Origin of the sequence: Alistipes timonensis JC136 (assembly GCF_900107675.1) — a bacterium.
Lineage (GTDB): Bacteria > Bacteroidota > Bacteroidia > Bacteroidales > Rikenellaceae > Alistipes > Alistipes timonensis.
The window spans coordinates 69,864-87,828 of the sequence record NZ_FNRI01000012.1 but is presented as its reverse complement, the minus strand read 5'-3'; the positions used below and the strand labels follow the sequence as shown (position 1 = coordinate 87,828).

General features: G+C 48.7%; 18 protein-coding genes. 17 read left to right on the top strand and 1 reads right to left on the bottom strand.

All coding sequences use genetic code 11. The annotated features are described in order from the left end of the window. Positions 1-556 precede the first annotated feature (556 nt). From BLU78_RS13360 to BLU78_RS13275, 17 genes are all read left to right on the top strand, one after another. Positions 557-2,962, top strand: coding sequence for an SLBB domain-containing protein (locus tag BLU78_RS13360; protein ID WP_074712136.1), 2,406 nt, complete (start codon positions 557-559; stop codon positions 2,960-2,962). A 42-nt stretch (positions 2,963-3,004) separates the two neighbouring features. After that, positions 3,005-4,108 carry a GNVR domain-containing protein gene (locus BLU78_RS13355; RefSeq protein ID WP_010266333.1) on the top strand — a complete coding sequence of 368 codons (1,104 nt, stop codon included), beginning with the start codon at positions 3,005-3,007 and terminating at the stop codon, positions 4,106-4,108. Positions 4,109-4,118: 10 nt separating this feature from the next. After that, positions 4,119-5,660 carry a lipopolysaccharide biosynthesis protein gene (locus BLU78_RS13350; RefSeq protein ID WP_010266331.1) on the top strand — a complete coding sequence of 514 codons (1,542 nt, stop codon included), beginning with the start codon at positions 4,119-4,121 and terminating at the stop codon, positions 5,658-5,660. A gap of 311 nt (positions 5,661-5,971) precedes the next feature. Beyond that, positions 5,972-6,379: a DapH/DapD/GlmU-related protein gene (locus BLU78_RS14320; RefSeq protein WP_272867262.1), complete on the top strand. Its 408-nt coding sequence runs from the start codon at positions 5,972-5,974 to the stop codon at positions 6,377-6,379. After that, positions 6,376-6,993: an acyltransferase gene (locus BLU78_RS13340; RefSeq protein ID WP_074712134.1), complete on the top strand. Its 618-nt coding sequence runs from the start codon at positions 6,376-6,378 to the stop codon at positions 6,991-6,993. The genes BLU78_RS14320 and BLU78_RS13340 overlap by 4 nt, the downstream gene beginning before the upstream one ends. A gap of 15 nt (positions 6,994-7,008) precedes the next feature. Then, positions 7,009-8,148, top strand: coding sequence for an NAD-dependent epimerase/dehydratase family protein (locus BLU78_RS13335; RefSeq protein ID WP_026020866.1), 1,140 nt, complete (start codon positions 7,009-7,011; stop codon positions 8,146-8,148). 194 nt (positions 8,149-8,342) lie between these two features. Next, positions 8,343-8,861 carry an acyltransferase gene (locus BLU78_RS14315; RefSeq protein WP_272867261.1) on the top strand — a complete coding sequence of 173 codons (519 nt, stop codon included), beginning with the start codon at positions 8,343-8,345 and terminating at the stop codon, positions 8,859-8,861. An 11-nt stretch (positions 8,862-8,872) separates the two neighbouring features. Further along, on the top strand, positions 8,873-9,772 hold the full coding sequence (locus BLU78_RS13325) for a glycosyltransferase family 2 protein (protein ID WP_010266317.1): 900 nt from the start codon (positions 8,873-8,875) through the stop codon (positions 9,770-9,772). Continuing rightward, entirely contained in the window at positions 9,762-10,736 is a 975-nt protein-coding gene (locus BLU78_RS13320; RefSeq protein ID WP_010266315.1) for a beta-1,6-N-acetylglucosaminyltransferase, read from the top strand. Before BLU78_RS13325 ends, BLU78_RS13320 begins: the two co-directional genes overlap by 11 nt. A gap of 11 nt (positions 10,737-10,747) precedes the next feature. After that, positions 10,748-11,506, top strand: a complete 759-nt coding sequence (locus tag BLU78_RS13315) for a glycosyltransferase family 32 protein (protein WP_010266312.1) — start codon at positions 10,748-10,750, stop codon at positions 11,504-11,506. A 9-nt stretch (positions 11,507-11,515) separates the two neighbouring features. Beyond that, positions 11,516-12,673: an EpsG family protein gene (locus BLU78_RS13310; RefSeq protein ID WP_010266310.1), complete on the top strand. Its 1,158-nt coding sequence runs from the start codon at positions 11,516-11,518 to the stop codon at positions 12,671-12,673. A gap of 8 nt (positions 12,674-12,681) precedes the next feature. Then, on the top strand, positions 12,682-13,752 hold the full coding sequence (locus BLU78_RS13895; RefSeq protein WP_010266308.1) for a glycosyltransferase family 4 protein: 1,071 nt from the start codon (positions 12,682-12,684) through the stop codon (positions 13,750-13,752). Between the two features lie 3 nt (positions 13,753-13,755). Continuing rightward, positions 13,756-14,727 carry a glycosyltransferase gene (locus BLU78_RS13295; protein ID WP_010266306.1) on the top strand — a complete coding sequence of 324 codons (972 nt, stop codon included), beginning with the start codon at positions 13,756-13,758 and terminating at the stop codon, positions 14,725-14,727. 40 nt (positions 14,728-14,767) lie between these two features. Beyond that, positions 14,768-15,898 (top strand): glycosyltransferase family 4 protein, encoded by a 1,131-nt coding sequence (locus BLU78_RS13290; protein ID WP_044106741.1) that lies wholly within the window; start codon positions 14,768-14,770, stop codon positions 15,896-15,898. Between the two features lie 285 nt (positions 15,899-16,183). Then, positions 16,184-16,633: a thioredoxin gene (gene trxA, locus BLU78_RS13285; protein WP_010266303.1), complete on the top strand. Its 450-nt coding sequence runs from the start codon at positions 16,184-16,186 to the stop codon at positions 16,631-16,633. Next, a complete protein-coding gene (locus tag BLU78_RS13280; RefSeq protein ID WP_010266301.1) occupies positions 16,633-16,836 on the top strand; it encodes a 4Fe-4S binding protein in 204 nt (67 codons plus the stop codon). Before trxA ends, BLU78_RS13280 begins: the two co-directional genes overlap by 1 nt. Next, positions 16,820-17,173 carry a MarR family winged helix-turn-helix transcriptional regulator gene (locus BLU78_RS13275; protein WP_010266299.1) on the top strand — a complete coding sequence of 118 codons (354 nt, stop codon included), beginning with the start codon at positions 16,820-16,822 and terminating at the stop codon, positions 17,171-17,173. The genes BLU78_RS13280 and BLU78_RS13275 overlap by 17 nt, the downstream gene beginning before the upstream one ends. 82 nt (positions 17,174-17,255) lie before the next feature. Here BLU78_RS13275 and BLU78_RS13270 read toward each other — a convergent pair whose 3' ends face one another. After that, positions 17,256-17,960 (bottom strand): FadR/GntR family transcriptional regulator, encoded by a 705-nt coding sequence (locus tag BLU78_RS13270; RefSeq protein ID WP_010266297.1) that lies wholly within the window; start codon positions 17,958-17,960, stop codon positions 17,256-17,258. Positions 17,961-17,965 lie beyond the last annotated feature (5 nt).

Sequence of the window (17,965 nt, the reverse complement as noted above, 5' to 3'; positions counted from 1 at the left end):
GGAGAGTATGAGAATTATTACGCGAATATGTACGGAAGCCGGTCGTAGGGCATTCGGGACTTTCATTTGATTCGTTGATTATCAATGGCTGCGGAGTCGCGCACGGCGGTCCGACGGGTGAATGTACCGGCTTTTGTGGTACATGAACGCCCTTGCAATCGATTATCTGGGGGTGGATGCGGCATTGCTTCCGCCTTTTGGACGGAATGCGGAGCTGGAAACACCGGATTGTGTACCGCAAAGTTTTGCCGGGACATTTTTCAGGCAGGCATACAGCCTCCTGCTAAACCCCCGGTTATTCGCCCGCTGAACCTCGTACGGTTTTCTGCCGGGACTGCGGGATACACAGCCGAATTTGGAAATGACGCAGTTATGAGGTATTTAATCTTTGGGGCGAATTTCTCGTCCTGTTCTATATTTTTTTGCGGTGGGTCGTCTGCCGGACTCCGGTGACGAAAGACGACGAGAAAGGGATGCGTCGTATTTCCCCGCCTTCTGGAACTTCTCAACGGGAAGTGGAATTCCCGGTAGGTTTGACAAATTTAAACGATCAATAATGTATAAATTCTTATTCGTATCCCTGCTGCTGTTGGGGCTGGCAGGCACGGCACAGGCCCAGATGAGCGATCAGCAGGTCGTGGACTATGTAAAAAACGGTATAAGCGCCGGGAAAGATAAAAACCAGATCGGCAGGGAACTGGTGGTACGCGGAGTGACGCAGTCGCAGTTGGAACGTCTCAAGGTTCAGTATGAAGAGGGGAAGACCGTCGACGCCGGCATGGCCGGTGTGACGGTCGGGTCGCGGCAGCGGAAAAGCCCGGTGGACGGTGCGGTTCTGGAGGTGGTGGACAGCTTGTCTGCGGCGCCGACAGCCGTGGCTGGCCGGAACCCGTCCCGTCCCGTTTTCGGGCGTAATGTTTTCAACCGCACGAACCTGACTTTCGAGCCGAACGAAAATGTCGCCACTCCCGAGCATTACAAATTGGGGCCAGGCGACGAGGTAATTATCGATATCTGGGGGGCCAATGAGGCGAATATCCGTCAGCAGATATCCCCGGAAGGGAACATCCTGGTTTCTCAGATAGGGCCGCTCTACTTGAACGGGCTGACCATCCGGGAGGCGAACGAGAAAGTGAGGGAGGTCTTTGCCCGGAAATACGCCGGGGTTGCGGGTGACGACCCGGAATCGCAGGTGCGGATAACACTCGGTCAGATCCGGACGATACAGATCAATGTCATGGGCGAGGTCGCAGTGCCCGGCACGTACCGCCTGTCGTCGTTCGCGACGGTGTTTCATGCCCTGTACAGGGCGGGCGGCGTGACGGATATCGGCAGCTTGCGGAATATTCAGATCATGCGCGGCGGCAAACTGCTCGCCGGACTGGATGTGTACGGTTACATCCTCGGAGGAAAGACGACCGACGACATTCGTCTGCAGGAGGGCGACGTTATTGTGGTACCGCCCTACGAGGCTCTGGTGAGTGTCGAGGGAAAAGTCAAGCGTCCGATGTATTATGAGATGAAGAAGGGAGAAACGCTGGGTACGTTGATAGACTATGCGGGCGGATTTACCGGGGATGCCTATTCGAAAGAGGTGCGCCTTGTGCGCCGGACGGGCCGGGAGTACTGCTTATTCAACGTCGGCAGTCCGGATTATGCCGGGTTTAAACTGGATGACGGAGATTCTATCTCCGTCGGGACTATCCTGAACCGTTTCGCCAACCGGGTGGAGGTTCGGGGAGCCGTTTACCGGGAGGGTATGTACGAACTCGGCGAGGATATGAATACAGTCAGGCAGCTCATCGACCGTGCAGACGGATTGAAGGGAGATGCATTCTTGGCCCGCGCGCTGCTGTACCGAGAACACGAAGATTTGTCAATAGAAACAGTTGCCTTTGATTTGAAAGGCGTTATCAACGGTACCGTGCCGGATATCTCCCTGCGGCGGAATGATGTGCTGGAGATTGCAAGCGTCCGTGATTTGGAGGAGAAAGGGGCATTCCGAATCGAAGGTTTGGTGTCCCGCCCGGGGGTATATCCTTTTGCAGACAATACGACGCTGGAAGACCTGATTATTCAGGCCGGCGGCCTGTTGGACGGGGCCTCGACGGTCAGGGTCGACGTGGCGCGCCGATTGAAAGACCCGAAGAGCCTGGAGCCCTCCAGTACGTTGAGCAAAGTGTTTTCTTTCGCCGTCAAGGACGGTTTTGTAATCGAAGGGACGCCCGGCTTCGTCTTGCAGCCCTACGATATGGTCGAAGTCCGTAAGAGCCCTGCCTATCAGGTGCAGCGGCGCGTCAGCATCGACGGCGAGGTCGTGTTCGCCGGCGGATATACACTGATCCGGAAAAACGAACGAATTTCGGATTTGGTGAAACGTGCCGGCGGGGTTACCGACGATGCTTATGTGCGTGGGGGCCGCCTGATACGGGAGATGAACGACGAGGAACGCGCTGTGCGGGACGAGGTGGTGCAGCTGGCCAGACGCAACGGCGGAACGGACTCACTGGCTGTCGAAAAACTGCAGATGAATGACCGCTATACGGTGGGGATCGAACTGGACAAGGCGCTGGCCAATCCGGGCTCGGATTACGATATGGTTTTACGTGAGGGCGACCGGTTGGTCGTGCCTGAGTATGTCAGCACTGTGAAAATTTCGGGTGAAATCATGAAGCCGAATACGGTGTTGTTCATCAGGGGCGAAAAATTGAAATACTATATCAGCCAGGCCGGAGGATACGGCAGCCGGGCGAAAAAAGGGAAAGCCTACATCATCTATATGAACGGTACCATGTCGCGGGTAAAAGGGCCGGGGAAGGCCCGGATAGAGCCCGGGTGTGAGATCGTCATACCCGGCAAGCGCGCCCGTAAGGGGATAAGCCTTGCCGAAATCATGGGGCTGACAACCTCCGCCGCGTCGGTAGGAACGATGGCGGCATCAATAGCGAATATGGCGAAATAGGGGCATGAGCCTGTTTCTATAAACTATTCAATATCGAAAGGAATGGAAGATACCAATATGCCGGAACGCCCTGTGCGGCCGGTACGTGAGGGCGAAATCGATTTGTTGGAGTTGGGACGCAAAGCCTGGGCCGGGAGGAAATTGATCTTGAAGTGTTGCGGTGTAGCTGCCGTAATCGGGTTGATCGTAGGATTCAGTATCCCGAAAGAGTATACGACGACGGTTAAACTGGCGCCTGAAATGTCGTCGGCCAAAAATTCTTTGGGCGGGTTGAGCACCCTGGCCAGCATGGCGGGTGTCAATATGAGTAGCAGCGGAAGTGCCGATGCCGTCTATCCGGGATTGTATCCCGACGTGGTGGCGTCCGTCCCCTTCGCTGCGGAGTTGTTCCGTGTACAGGTGGCAACCTGTAAGGGCGATGTAGAAACGGATGTGTACGACTACCTGCTCAACCATACGAAAAGACCGTGGTGGAGTGCCGTTACCTCCTTGCCGTTCAAGGCCGTGGGATGGGTGATGTCGTGGTTTGCGGAAGATAAGCCGGCTACGGAGCGCGGAGAGGTGGATACGTTCCGGCTGACGCGTAAGGAGAACGCCGTCGTGAAGATGCTGAACAACCGGATTAATGTGATCGTCGATAAGAAATCGGTCGTGACGCTTTCAGTGACGATGCAGGATCCGCTGATTTCTGCGACCCTGACGGATACGGTATTATCGAATCTGCAAAATTATATTACGGCATATCGTACGGACAAGGCACGGCGGGATCTGACCTTCACCCAGAAACTCTTCGACGAGGCACAGCGGGAGTATTACGATGCGCAGCAGAAATATGCACATTACATGGATGCTAACCAGGATGTGATTCTGCGGAGCGTGCGCACCGAACAGGAGCGTTTGCAGAACGAAATGAATCTGGCCTACAACATCTATAACCAGATGGCGGGGCAGCTACAGATGGCCCGGGCAAAAGTCCAGGAGAGCACGCCTGTGTATGCGGTGGTGCAGCCGGCCAGTGTGCCTGTAAGTGCATCCAAACCCTCGAAGATGCTGATTCTGATCGGATTCGTATGTCTGGGAGGAATTGTCGGGTGTGCATGGGTATTATTTGGAAAGGATGCTGTAAAACAGTTGAAAAAAGAGTAAAGCATTCACAATGGTTGCTACGTCGCGAACCGCAAAAAGCGTTAAGAACAGTGCGGTGGCGTTGGGGTTTTATTTTATCAACCTTGTCCTGCAGTTCTTTTCTCGCAAGGTTTTTCTCGATCATCTCGGCGCCGAGGTTTTAGGTCTGAACACCACGGCTACGAACCTGTTGCAGTTTCTCAATCTGGCTGAACTCGGAATCGGTACAGCCATTGCCTGTACATTGTACAAGCCGTTGTTCGACAAAGATACCACGGCGATTAATGAGATCGTGTCGTTGCAGGGATGGATGTATCGCCGTATTGCTTGGGTCGTGATTGCCGGCAGTACGGTGTTGATGGCTTTTTTCCCTTGGATCTTTGCCAAGATGCCGCTGCCTTTGTGGTATGCCTATGCTTCATTTGCTGTGCTGTTGGTCAGCGCCCTGTTGAGTTATTTCGTGAACTACAAACAGATTGTACTTTCGGCTGATCAGCAGGAGTATAAAATCCAGTATAGCTATAAGGCTGCGATTCTGGTGAAAACCTTATTTCAGATTTTCGCTATTAAGTATTTTGACAATGGATACGTCTGGTGGTTGGTGCTGGAGGTGGTCTTCGCAGTAATCGCCTCAGTGGCACTTGACTGGATGGTTCGTCGCACCTACCCCTATCTCGAAACGAGTATTTCGCTGGGCAGGCGGTTGAGCCGGAAATATCCGGATATCATCACGAAGATAAAACAAATATTTGTACATAAGATCAATGGTTTTGCGGTCAGTCAACTTACTTCGCTTGTCATATATGCTTTTGCATCCTTGTCATTAGTGGCTTACTATAGTAATTATATGTTGATAGTTGGCGGGATTGGAGCATTATTCGGAGCTGTATTCAACGGGATTGGAGCGAGCATTGGGAATTTAGTGGTAGAGAAGGAAACCAATCAGGTTGAGCAGATTTTCAACCAACTCTTTTCATTCAGGTTTTTACTTATATCGACACTTTGTTTTAGTGTATATACATTGAGTACACCGTTCATTACAATATGGGTTGGTTCTGCATATTTGCTGGACTCTACCGCTGTGTGGTTTATTGTTTTGACGATGTTTGTAGGGATGGGACGTTCGCTTGCGGAACAGTTTTTAGCTGCCTACAACATGTTTTTTGATGTTTGGGCAGCCATCTCCGAGGCATGTCTAATAATGATTTTGTCCATAATAGGAGGATATTTCTGGGATTTACATGGAATTTTAGGCGGAGGATTTATCGGAATGACGGTTTTTGTGCTTTTATGGAAACCATATTTTCTTTTTACCAAGGGATTTAAAAGAAATGTTTGGCGGTATTATAAAATGTATGCTCTCCATTTGGCGATGGCTGCTATTGCTTGGGGCGTTTCCTGTTATATTTTATCAATTCTGTCATTCGATTCCGAATCCTCTGTTTTTGAATTTATAGTCAGTTGTATCTTGTATCCGCTTATTTACGGCTTTCTATTATTCTGCTTGCTTTATATTATGGTCGATGACATGCGAATTTTAGTGCGCAGAATTCTCCATTTTCGAGGTATATGATTGTAATAAAATCAATCCGTAAGTATTTGCACTTATTTAGGGATATAATTTCCCCCCCCCATGTCGGGACTTGTTGTAAGAAGGTTCGTTTGTACCGCACCTTACATGTTATCTGTAGACGGAACTCGCGTATCACAGGAACGTCGTTCGGTGGTTATAACATGATTGGGAAAAATAGTTTTATAATTTGCTGCAATATAGGGCATCATAGCTATATTACGGAAAGTTGCAATTTGACGGCGACTAAAATCGGGGCGTTCTGCAGCATTGCAGATCGTGTGCGGACTTATTTCGGGAACCATCCTACTGCAGTGAATGTAACCACTTCTCCCTCGTTTTATTATAATACTGAATCAGTATTAGGATATTCTCACAGCCAGATTCCGGCAGAGTGTGTACATCTGTACAAATATGCAACAGACAACTATGTAGTTGAAATCGGAAATGATGTGTGGATCGGCTCCCATGTGATGATTCTGGATGGGGTCACTATCGGGGATGGTGCTATTGTCGCAGCAGGGGCAGTTGTGACGAAAGATGTGCCGCCTTATGCTATTGTCGGCGGTGTCCCGGCAAGGATTATACGCTACAGATTTTTGCCGGAACAGATAGATTTCCTACTCCGGTTCCGGTGGTGGGATAAACCTGAAGAATGGATTAATGCCAACTGGGAGTTATTGTCCGACATTGATAAATTTTGTTTAAAATATAAAAAATGATTCGTTATCTGATATTTAAAATACAACTGATTGGACATTGGTGGAAGGTACGTTGGTTTATGCTGAGCAACTTGATTTCCCCCCCCCAAAAAAGAAACCATATTGCTTCTCCATGTTGGATGGATGGACTTGAAAATATTCGTCTGGAAGGGCATGTGCGCATTTTTTCGGATTGCTATATTGTTGCACGGCCATTGGCGGATAGTCCCTATTGTCGGTTGCAAATTGGAGCTCATTCGATGATAGGCCATTATAATCATATTATAGCTGTTCAAGATGTCAAAATCGAGGAGCATGTCCTAACTGCCCATCGGGTTTACATATCGGATAATATTCACGATTATGAAAATATAGCTCTCCCTATCATGCAACAGCCTATAAAGCAAATTGGTTCCGTTGTGATCGGAGCCGGTTCTTGGCTCGGAGAGAACGTTTGTATTTTGGGTGCACAGATTGGGAAACATTGCGTTGTCGGAGCTAATTCTGTAGTTACGGGAGGCGTTTATCCGGATTATTGTGTCATTGCCGGTGCTCCGGCACGGATTGTTAAACGCTATAATTTTGAGACCGGTAAATGGGAGAAGACTTCTCCGGACGGAACATTTATAGGATAATGGATATTTAATATAATGAAACACATTTTAATTACAGGAGGAGCCGGTTTTATCGGCTCTAACGTCGCATGCAAATTGGTCGCCAAGGGATATGAGGTGAGTGTGCTGGACAATCTTTCACCTCAGATTCACGGCGATGCTCCCGAAAGAACCTCTCCGCTTTATCTCGGTATCAAAGATAAGGTACGTTTCATCAAAGGTTCCGTTACCTCGCGGGAAGATTGGCTGCGGGCATTGCAGGGCGTAGATGCCGTGATTCATCTTGCTGCGGAAACCGGGACGGGACAATCGATGTATGAAATCGAGAAATACGTTCGTGTAAATATCGGCGGAACTGCCATCCTGCTCGATTTGCTTACCAATACTCGACATCGGGTCAAACGCGTTGTCGTGGCCGAATCGCGTGCCATATATGGCGAAGGTCGTTATTGGAGCGATGATTTGGGGGGATATGTTTATCCGGACGAACGCCCGGATGAAACAATGCGTCATGGCGATTTCGAGGTGAAATATCCGGGGTGTACGAAACCTTTGAAATTGGTGGGCACGACAGAGGATTCGGCTATACATCCGAATTCGGTATACGGCATCACCAAACAGGTACAAGGCCAACTGGTGCATTTGGTGTGTAAAAGTATAGGGGTGGAATCCGTATCTTTCCGTTACCAGAATGTTTACGGCCCCGGACAGTCGTTGAGCAATCCCTATACGGGAATACTGTCGATTTTTTCCACGCGGATCAAAAACGGGAATGGCATCAATGTTTTTGAGGACGGACGTGAAACGCGTGATTTCGTTTATATCGACGATGTCGTCGATGCTACGATTCTCGGATTGGAGATTGACGGAGCATCCGGATATGCATTCAACATTGGAACCGGTGTGGCGACCGATGTCCTGACCGTAGCCAATACGTTGAAGAAATATTATGGTGTGGAGGTGCCCGTGACGGTTTCCGGGAATTATCGTTTGGGCGATATCCGCCACAATTATGCCGATATCTCGTTGGCCCGCCGCATTTTGGGCTTTGAGCCCCGATGGTCGTTCGATGCCGGTATCGCGAAATTCGTGGAGTGGGTGAACGGTCAGGACGTACAGGAGGATAAATACGAGGCGTCAATCGAGGAGATGAAACGAAAAGGGTTGTATAAATGATGATTTTTTTATATGTCGTAGCCGGCTATTTCGTGTGCAAGTGGCTTTTGAGAAGCTTGTGCCTGTTATGTGTTGGCCTGTTATGCCGTTGTGCAGTCCGAAGACATAAGCGGTTGCCTAAAAGTCAGCAGCCCTCTTCCAATGAAGTTAGGGATAGTCATATGCGCCAGTCGGTAGTACGGTATTTATTCGGAATGGTTCGATTGGTTGTGTATCAAACTGCACGGATTCCGTCACACCATATCCGTAATTTAATTTACAGACATATTCTGTGTTTGCAGATGGACGCGGAAACGACCGTATATTATGGAACGGAATTTCGGGCGCCATGGAAGATTCGCATTGGGGCGGGGACGATTATCGGTGATCAGTGTGTTTTGGACGGACGCAATGGAATCAGTGTCGGCCGGAATGTGAATTTCGGTACGGGCGTTTGGATATGGACTATGCAGCATGATTATAATGCTGCCGATTTCGGATTGTCGGATAAAGGTATGGTGACTATTGGAGACCGGGCCTGGCTTGGCCCCCGCTGTGTGATTCTGCCGGGGGTGAATATCGGAGAAGGGGCTGTTGTCGCAGCCGGGGCTGTCGTAACGAAAGATATTCCTCCTTACACCCTATTCGGAGGTATTCCAGCGCGACAAATCGGCGTCCGAAATACAAATCTGACCTATGAGTTTGATGGGAAAAACCATGCTCCATTTTTATAATACAGCACATTATGGACTCAGGTAAAATAGGAGTTGTTACCGTTCTGTATAACGGGGAGCGGGTCTTGGATGATTTTTTCAGGTCGCTCGGCGAGCAGACGTATGAAAATTTCACCCTGTATGTTATAGACAACCACTCGCAGGATCGGTCGTTGGCGAAAGCCAGAGCCCTTGCATCCGCAGTCCGATTTGAAACGGTGATTATCGCCGAACCGGAAAACTGGGGCGTGGCAAAGGGGAACAATATCGGAATTGTCCGTGCGTTAGCGGATGGCTGTGAGTATGTGTTGCTTTCGAATAATGACATTGTCCTGGCTCCCGATACAATCGATAATCTGCTGCGGGGCATGCTGTACTACGAAGCTGCTGTTGCAGTGCCCAAAATATATTTCTTCGATGGCGATTCTATCATTTGGGCAGCCGGTGGGACTTACCGTTTCTGGCGGGGTGGAACCCGGCATTTCGGATTCGGGCAGAAGGATACGGGGCAGTTCGATGAGGCGAAACGCATCGTTTATGCACCGACCTGTTTCGCATTGATACACAGAGATGTCTTTCAGACGGTCGGAATGATGGATGAATGGTATTTTGTCTATTATGACGATACGGATTTCATGTATCGTACCTATAAAGCCCGCATACCGATTTTCTACATTCCCCAGTCCGAACTCAAACACAAAGAGAGCTCATCCACGGGTGTGGGAAGTCCCTTTACGCTCTATTACCTGAATCGTAATTTATTATACTTTACATATCGACATCATTCTTTTGTGAAACTGTTATATACCGTCGTCACGCATTGGGGCGTACATTTACTGGTACATCCGTTCTTGTATGGCAGGGATCAGTACAGGGCGGAACGGAAGGGGCTGTATGACGGTCTGAAAAAAATATTCGGGTATGCGCGTTAATTATATGTTTACGGTTTACAACGAGCCGGAATTATTGGCAAGAACCGTATCGAAACTGCAACATCCGCAGGCATATTTTTATATCCATGTCGACGGTAAGAAAGATATTGAACCGTTTATGAAGTCGTTGAAACGGTTACCCCATGTGTTCTTTCTGACAGGCGATGCCCGTATAAATGTCGAATGGGGGGATATCAGTATGGTGCAGGCGGAACTCAATCTGATGAGGGCCGTCGTGGCCGATACGAAAGAGGGTTATTGCGTGCTGATCAGCGGACAGGATTACCCGATTAAATCGACAGCTTATATTCATGACTATTTCGCGGCTCGTTATCCCGCGGAATTTATTCATGCCGAGCCGCTCGAGGAAACCGAACCTGTAATCCGGAGAATCATGGACCGCCATGCTCGGTGGCACTGGATTACGGTTGTCGGCAAATTCAAAATCGTTGTCTTCCCGTGGCGGTTCGTGGCTTGTTCCGGATGGCGGTTTTTCGATATGCGATGTCTGAAGAAACTGTGTTCATGGAAGATGATTGCCAATTGTTGCAACCTGTTCTTTACAAGGCGTAAGTTTCCTGCCGATCTGCATTTATATGCATCCGAAACATGGTTCGAGATCACGACCCGCACCGCTGAGCGTGTTTTGCGAAAAATCGAGGAACATCCCGAATATATGGCCTATTATCGGACATTCGGACTCCCGGAAGAGAGTATGTTGCAGTCTATTATTCTTTCGGATGCTGAGGGTAAAAGAGATTGGGCCGGAGATTTTCTGTTGTATGTCAACCGGAATCGATCGGATGAAAACGGCATGCCTGTTCCATGCGATATAGACCTTACGGCTGCGGATATTTCCGATATCGAGGATAAAATCAAGAACGCTCCGGATAAACTTTTTGCCAGAAAGGTGTCCCTGAATGAAGTTGCACTGTTGGAGCGTATAGATAGTTTGACAAATTAATTCTGATAATTATGGATGCTAACTCGTGTATACCCAAAATCATACATTATTGTTGGTTCGGCGGGAAGCCTTTCCCTTCCGAGATACAGAGCTGCATTGATACCTGGAGCCGGGTGATGCCGGATTACCGGATCAAATGCTGGGATGAAAACAGTCTTGATCTTCAGTCAATCGCTTTTACGCGGGAAGCCCTGGCTGAAAAGAAATGGTCGCTGGTTTCCGATTATGTCCGGTTATATGCATTATATACCGAGGGCGGTATCTATTTCGACACCGACGTTATCGTTTACAAGGGATTCGATCGGTTTTTGGAACACGATTTCTTCTCGGCGGTTGAATATCATGCTGATTTTTTTGAAACGCAAGGAAAATACCAGCTTGATTCCGACGGCCGGCCATTCGATTCCCGGACTTATGTTGCAGGTATGGGGTTGCTGGTTGCATTGATGGGGGCGAAAAAGGGCAATCCTTTTGTGAAGGAACTTCTCGATTTTTTCGGTTCTATCCATTTTATCCAACCGGACGGTACGCTGTTCATGGATGTTATCCATCCTGCGATTGCTGCGAAACATCTGGAAGGATATGGGTTTGTCTATAAAAACGAGCTGCAACGTCTGCCGGGGAATATCGTTATTTATCCCAGCAGCGTATTTGCCAGTTCCCGACAGACGCACACCCCGGAGAACTACGCCGTGCATTGCGTGACGGGAAGCTGGCGGGATACGCGTTTGCAGCGCATTGTTCGGCGAGTTCGGCATTGGTTCCGGTAATTTGAGCAGATGACTTCTTTTCCGTATCTGATATTTATTTTTTGTTATATCCTGTTGGCGTTGGTTGACCTGCGTTACGGGCAGGATAACGATATGCGGAAAAAGGTGCGTTACGGGTGTATTGCACTGTTCCTCTTTTTTATCGGATTACGCGGATTTATCGGAACGGATTGGTACTCTTATTACTATATATTTGATAAGACGCCCCGGTTTTTTGAGGAGATTGCCGATTATGCAGGAGAATATGCAGTATGGGAACCCGGTTATCTGTTTTATTCGTCGTTTTTAAAAACCATCGTTCCTAATTACCATTTCTTTGTCTTTGTCAGTGCGCTGATCGACGTATTGGTCCTCGATTTCTTTCTGCGAAAGTATGTATCCTATTATGCACTGGGCTTTCTCGTTTTTTTCGTATTCGAAGGATTGGGGCTTTCCGACTTGCTGCGTAATGTAAGAGGACTAACCCTTTTTTTGCTGTCGCTTCCTTATCTCGAACAAAGAAAGCCGTTGCCCTATTTTTCACTGAACCTGCTCGGATTGCTTTTCCATGCATCCAGCCTTCTCTATTTACCGCTGTACTTTGTTCTGCATAGGGCCTGGCCCAGACAAATGCTGATAGCCATATTCATTTTGGGAAACCTGTTGTTTTTCGCCCAGACCGGAATCGTGAGGCCTATTATTTTGACTGTTACCGATTTGCTGGGCGGAAAGTATACGGTGTTGGCCGAACGTTATATGGAGGGAGTGTTCGGTGAGGTGTCTAAGGGACTGTCCATCGGCTATCTCGAGCGAACCTTGACCTGCCTGCTCGTAATCGGATTTTACGGTAAACTGCTCGAATTGCGGGCCTCCAACCGGTTGTTCATAAATTTGTATATGCTTTATTTTGCATCTTATTTTTTCTTTGCCGATGTCGCAGTGATTGCTCTTCGCCTTGCTCTTTTGTTCATCTGCTCTTATTGGGTGCTGTGGCCAGCCCTGTATGAAGTGATGATTGTCCGGTTCAATCGCCGGCTGTTTCTGTCGTTTATTTTTCTTTTTGCGCTTCTGAAAATCAATGGAATAACTAATGTTCCGCTTTGGAGATACGATAATCTGTTGTGGGGAGTGCAAAGTTACGAAATGCGCGCGGGTATATTCCGTGAGAACCTTACACTTCCTGAATAAAGAAGATTATGAGGCAGAAAACTTTGTGTATCAATCTCGGATATGGAGGCGGCTGCGTATATTACGCCAATAATCTGATCAAATATCTCACCGTTCGGAAAGAGGTTTGGATATCACGGTATAGTGAGGAACCTTATGAGAATGCGGACAGGAAACTCTGTGTTGCCGGCGGGCTGCGAAGTATGCTTTGGCAGACATTGTTCGTATTGCCGTGGTATGTACTTAAACTGAATGTCGCACTGCTGATGCGACGGTACGACCGACTCGTTGTCTTTGGCCCCCACAATTGGGACTGCGTTTTTCTTTTCATATTTCGCATATGGAGAAAAAAAGCATATTATGTGGTACATGACGGGATTATGCATGCAGGCGAGGAAGATCGGTTGCATCAACTGTTGATAACCGCCGGGATGAGGGCTGCTACGCATCATATTTTTTTGTCTCGTAACGTGCAAAAGATGGCTGTACGGCAGTTAGGCATCTCCCGTCCGTCGGTTATTGTTCCGCATGGAGTCATTAACTATGCATCCGGCGCTGCCGAAGTGCGAAGGTTCTCCGACAAACCTTGCCTGTTGATGATCGGTCGTATCAATTATTACAAGGGAATCGATTTGCTGGAACAGACCTTTCCCCTGTTGAATTTCTCCGAAATCGGCGAACTTGTCATTGCCGGGAAATTCGCAGCGAATATTTCCCGACCAGATGTTTCGGTTTATTCCAAAGTGACAGTCGTGGATAAATGGTTGTCGCCTGAAGAGTTCGATCATTATGTCCGGCGTTGCGATTTTTTGCTGATGCCCTATCTGGAAGCTACGCAGTCCGGTATTGCAGCCGTATCGGCGGGTTATATCAAACCGGCGGTCGTATCTCGGGTGGGGGCGATGGAAGAGCAGTTCGGCAGTGCGGCCTACTATATTCCGGAGTTGACTCCGGAATCTTTGGCGAATACGATACATGCAGCTATTTCCGATCCTGAAGAATATATCCGGAAACAGGAAGCTATACGACACCTTTCCGCCGAATTGTCCTGGCCGGCATTGGCCGGGAAGTTATCCGATTATTTAAATTCTGCACAATAATTCATGGAAGCACTCCACTTGCTGAACTCGCTCAAACATGGGGGCGGGGAGAATGTCGCATTCAATTATGCGCAGGTATTGGCCACATTGAATGTTTCGTCTACGTTCGTGGGGCGGACCGCCTCCGAAGAATATGAGCGTATGATTTCCCCTATGGTGAAAATCAGCCATAAGCTTTCCGGTGGACTGATCCGTAAAAGCGACCTTGTTTTCGTACATTCGAACGTAAATCTTTTGCGTCTTCTGGCGTTCCGCCTGTTACCGTTGGGGTGGAAACATAAAAAAATCGTTTATATACAGCATTTGAACTATCCGCTTTGGAAATTCAGGCTTTTAGCCGTTCTGATAAATCTGTTGTGTACCGATTTCATCCGGATTACACCGGTGACGGAAAAACAGGTTTCCCGTTATATTCGGGTTAAAACCCATTTCATCGTCAATTTTTACCTTAATAAATATCCGGAGAAAGAGTGGACACACCTGAAAAACGACATCCGCGCGAAGCTTGCAATCGATCCTGCACAGACTGTCGTCACATTTTCAGCAGTATTCAAACCCGGAAAGAATGTCGGTGAGTTTATTGCACTTGCCGACGCCATGAAGCAGCGTAAGGATATGACGTTCCTGCTGATCGGGGATGGGCCCGAAGCAGATCTTGTGCGCTCGTATCATGGAGATAACCTGATCTGGCTTGGTTTTGTCAATGACGTTGAGCGATATTTGATTGCGTCAGATATATATATGTTCCTGTCTAAATTTGAAATGATGCCCATGGCGTTACTCGAAGCAGTCAATACCGATAAAAGGATCATAGCCTACAAAACACCTATAAATGATTTTGTGTTGGCGGGACGAACATACGATGCAATCACACCCGAACTCCTCTTCGATTCTGAAATCCCTTGCGGTGCTGAACTTATGAAATATGACCGGGTATATGCGCGGCGTATGTTGGCTGAATTGATTCAACTTTGATTCTTTGGTATTTTCTTAAAATCCCAAAATAGTGTTTGGTGTGCAGAAAAAAATCTTGCATATTTTAGTGTTGCCTCAATTGGCCGGCTCACAGCGTGTTGCTCTCGATATCCTTCGGAGTTTGCCGGATGATGAATTTGAAAAACATGTTTTGTTCAGCACGGAGATTGACGGCATAAAACGACAAGAATGTCAGCAGGCGTTTGAGGGGGCCGGTGTGAAAGTTCATTATTCGAAAAATCTGAAACGCTCGATTTGTTTGTCCGACTTGCCAGCTTTGTTCGAGATATATAGGATGTGTCGGCGTAATAGATATGATATTGTACATACGCATTCGACAAAACCCGGTATTATCGGACGTATTGCTGCGACATTAGCTCAAGTGCCTTGTGTTATTCATACCGTGCATGGACTTGCTTTCCATAAATTTGTTAAATTTCCCAGATGGCAATTTTACTGGTTATGTGAAATGGTTGCCTCATTGTTTTGTGACCGGATTGTTTTGGTCAATAAATATTATCTGAGATATTTCAAATGGTTCAGAAAAAAAAACACAACAATTTATAATGGAGTTGATTTTTCGCTTTTCCCGCCAATCGTTCCTATATCAGATCGTATAAATAGGGAACCTCTGAAAATATTATCGGTGGGGCGGGTGGATTTTCAAAAAGACCCTTTAACACTTTTAAAAGCGGCTCAAATTGTCATTAGGAAAGAACCTAAGGTGCAATTTACGATTGTAGGTGAAGGCGAGTTGTATCAAGATTGTGTGCAATTTATTGCAATGCACGGATTATCAGCTAATATTACGATGGCTGGATGGCATAACGATGTGCAGTTGTTTTATATGAATCATGATATTTTTGCATTGACTTCCATATACGAGTCATTCGGACTCATTTTTGTCGAAGCCGGGTATCATATGTTACCTGTCGTCGCAACTAATGTTGAGGGGATTCCAGAGGTGGTTTTGGATGGAGAAACAGGATTACTGGCAGAGGCGAAAAATGTAGAAAGAATTGCAGAAAATATTCTGCATTTGATGGCTGATTCCCGGATGCGAACGGAAATGGGAATAAAAGCGCATGACTGGGTAATATCGCATTTTTCCACAGAGGAAATGTGTCGTAAATATTTGGACTTGTATCGTGCGTGTTGCGTCCGTAGTTGATGCATCGTTGCAGGTTGGAGTCGGTCGTGTCGCGGAATACCGTGACTTTTTCCAGTGGGGGGGCTGTTGGATGTGTCGGCACGGATTGTTGCCGGCAGTTTAAGCGAAAGGCGGAACCCGTGAGGAGGCGTCCATTTTCGGTCTACTAATTCCTGTAATGTCATTTGTCGAACCCGGTGCCGGGCTTTTTCGCACCCTTTTAATTATTTTCCAATGGAAATTTGTTTTATTGGAAAATAAATCCTATCTTTGCATCGTTATTGATACAGAACAATAAAAAACAAGATGAAAAAACTGCTCATAACCGCTATCGCGCTGCTGGCCTTCGCCGCCGGAAGCCAGGCACAGACTAACAACAAAAACGCAAAGAATATGAAAACGATCGCATTGACCAAAGCCGACTTTCTGAAGAAGGTCGCCGACTATGAAAAAAATCCCGAGGAGTGGAAATACCTCGGTGACAAACCCGCACTGATCGACTTTTACGCTTCGTGGTGCGGCCCCTGCAAGGCGCTGGCGCCGGTGTTGGAGGAGCTGGCCGCCGAATACGGAGATCAGATCTACATCTACAAGATCAACACCGAAGAGGAGCAGGAGCTCGCCGCAGCGTTCGGCATCCGTTCGATCCCCACGCTGTTGTTCATCCCGATGAACGGCAAACCCCAGATGGCGCAGGGCGCACTGCCCAAGGCATCACTCAAAGAGGCCATCGACAAAGTAATGCTCGGCAAGTAATGGCACTGGTCATCGACCCTCTGCTATGCCCGCAGAACCATCGATGCCCGATGATCCCGATCTGCCCTGCAGGCGCAATCTCGCAAAAAGGGAACTCCCTGCCGGTGATCGACCCCGAAAAGTGCATCGAATGCGGCAAATGCGTGAAACACTGCGGCAGACAGGCCGTACACAAAGCGGAAAGGCATGGACAAGCTCTGTAAAATACGCGATTTGCAGCGTGCCGTGAACCAGTTCGAAGCCGCTTTCGAAAAACGCTACGGCATCTGCCTGAACGAAGGCATGGTCCTCTGCAGCCTTGCGAACGCCGAACGCCTTTGTCCGGGCCAGCTGGGAGAATTGCTGGGACTCACTCCGTCGAACACCTCGAAAGTGCTTCGCTCGGCGGAGTCGAAAGGGCTCGTGCTGCGCGAACTTTGCTGCCACGACCGCCGGCAGATGTACTACTCGCTGACACCCCAGGGCCGCGAACGGCTCGCCGCAATCAGCTGCCGGGATGTCGAGACCCCCGAAATACTACGCAAGTGGCTCTGCGGATAGAGAATCCAAGTGCGTAAGTGACGCTTCACAGCAAACGGCTGCCCCGAAAGGGACAGCCGTTTGTCATTTCAGGCCGGAAAGCCTACTCCAGAAAATGGTTCTCGTCGTTGTATGTGGCGGCGAACTCGCTCAACGATTTCAGGTGGCGGCGAAGCATCTCGACGGCCCCCTCCTCGTCCTGCTCGCGGACGCAGCGCAGCAGTTCGCGGTGCTCGAAACAGACCTCCTCCTGCGGGACCGTGCAGACGCGGTAGCGCTGGTAGTAGCGCAGCACGTCGGGCGTGATGACCAGCAGCATCGAGGCGATCACCGGATTGTGGGCCCCGCGGGCCAAAGCCTGGTGGTAGGCAAAGTCCTTCGACACGCGTTCGTCGGTATAGAATTTCGCCTCGCATTCGAGCAAAGCCTGTTCGATATTCTCCAGGTCCTCGGGCGTGCGGTTGCGGGCGCAGAGCCTCACGGCCTCCAACTCGAGCAGCACGCGCACGTAAACCAGCGATGCAAAGTCATACTGCTCGATCTGCAAGGCATCGGTAATCAGGCGCTCCAACACCTGCATCTTCTCCTGCGCCACGACCGTCCCGCTCTGGGGAAAGGTCTGTACGATGCCGTAAAATTCCAACTTCTGAAACGCCGCGCGCACGTGGGCGCGCCCCACCCCCAGCATTTCGGCCAGCCGCCGCTCGGCGGGCAGGCGTTGGCCCGGCTGCAGGCTCCCCGAATAGAGCTGCTCCTTAATATATTTAAGTACGGTTTCGACCTGTTTGATATTCGGCGAGTGATTCATGGCAA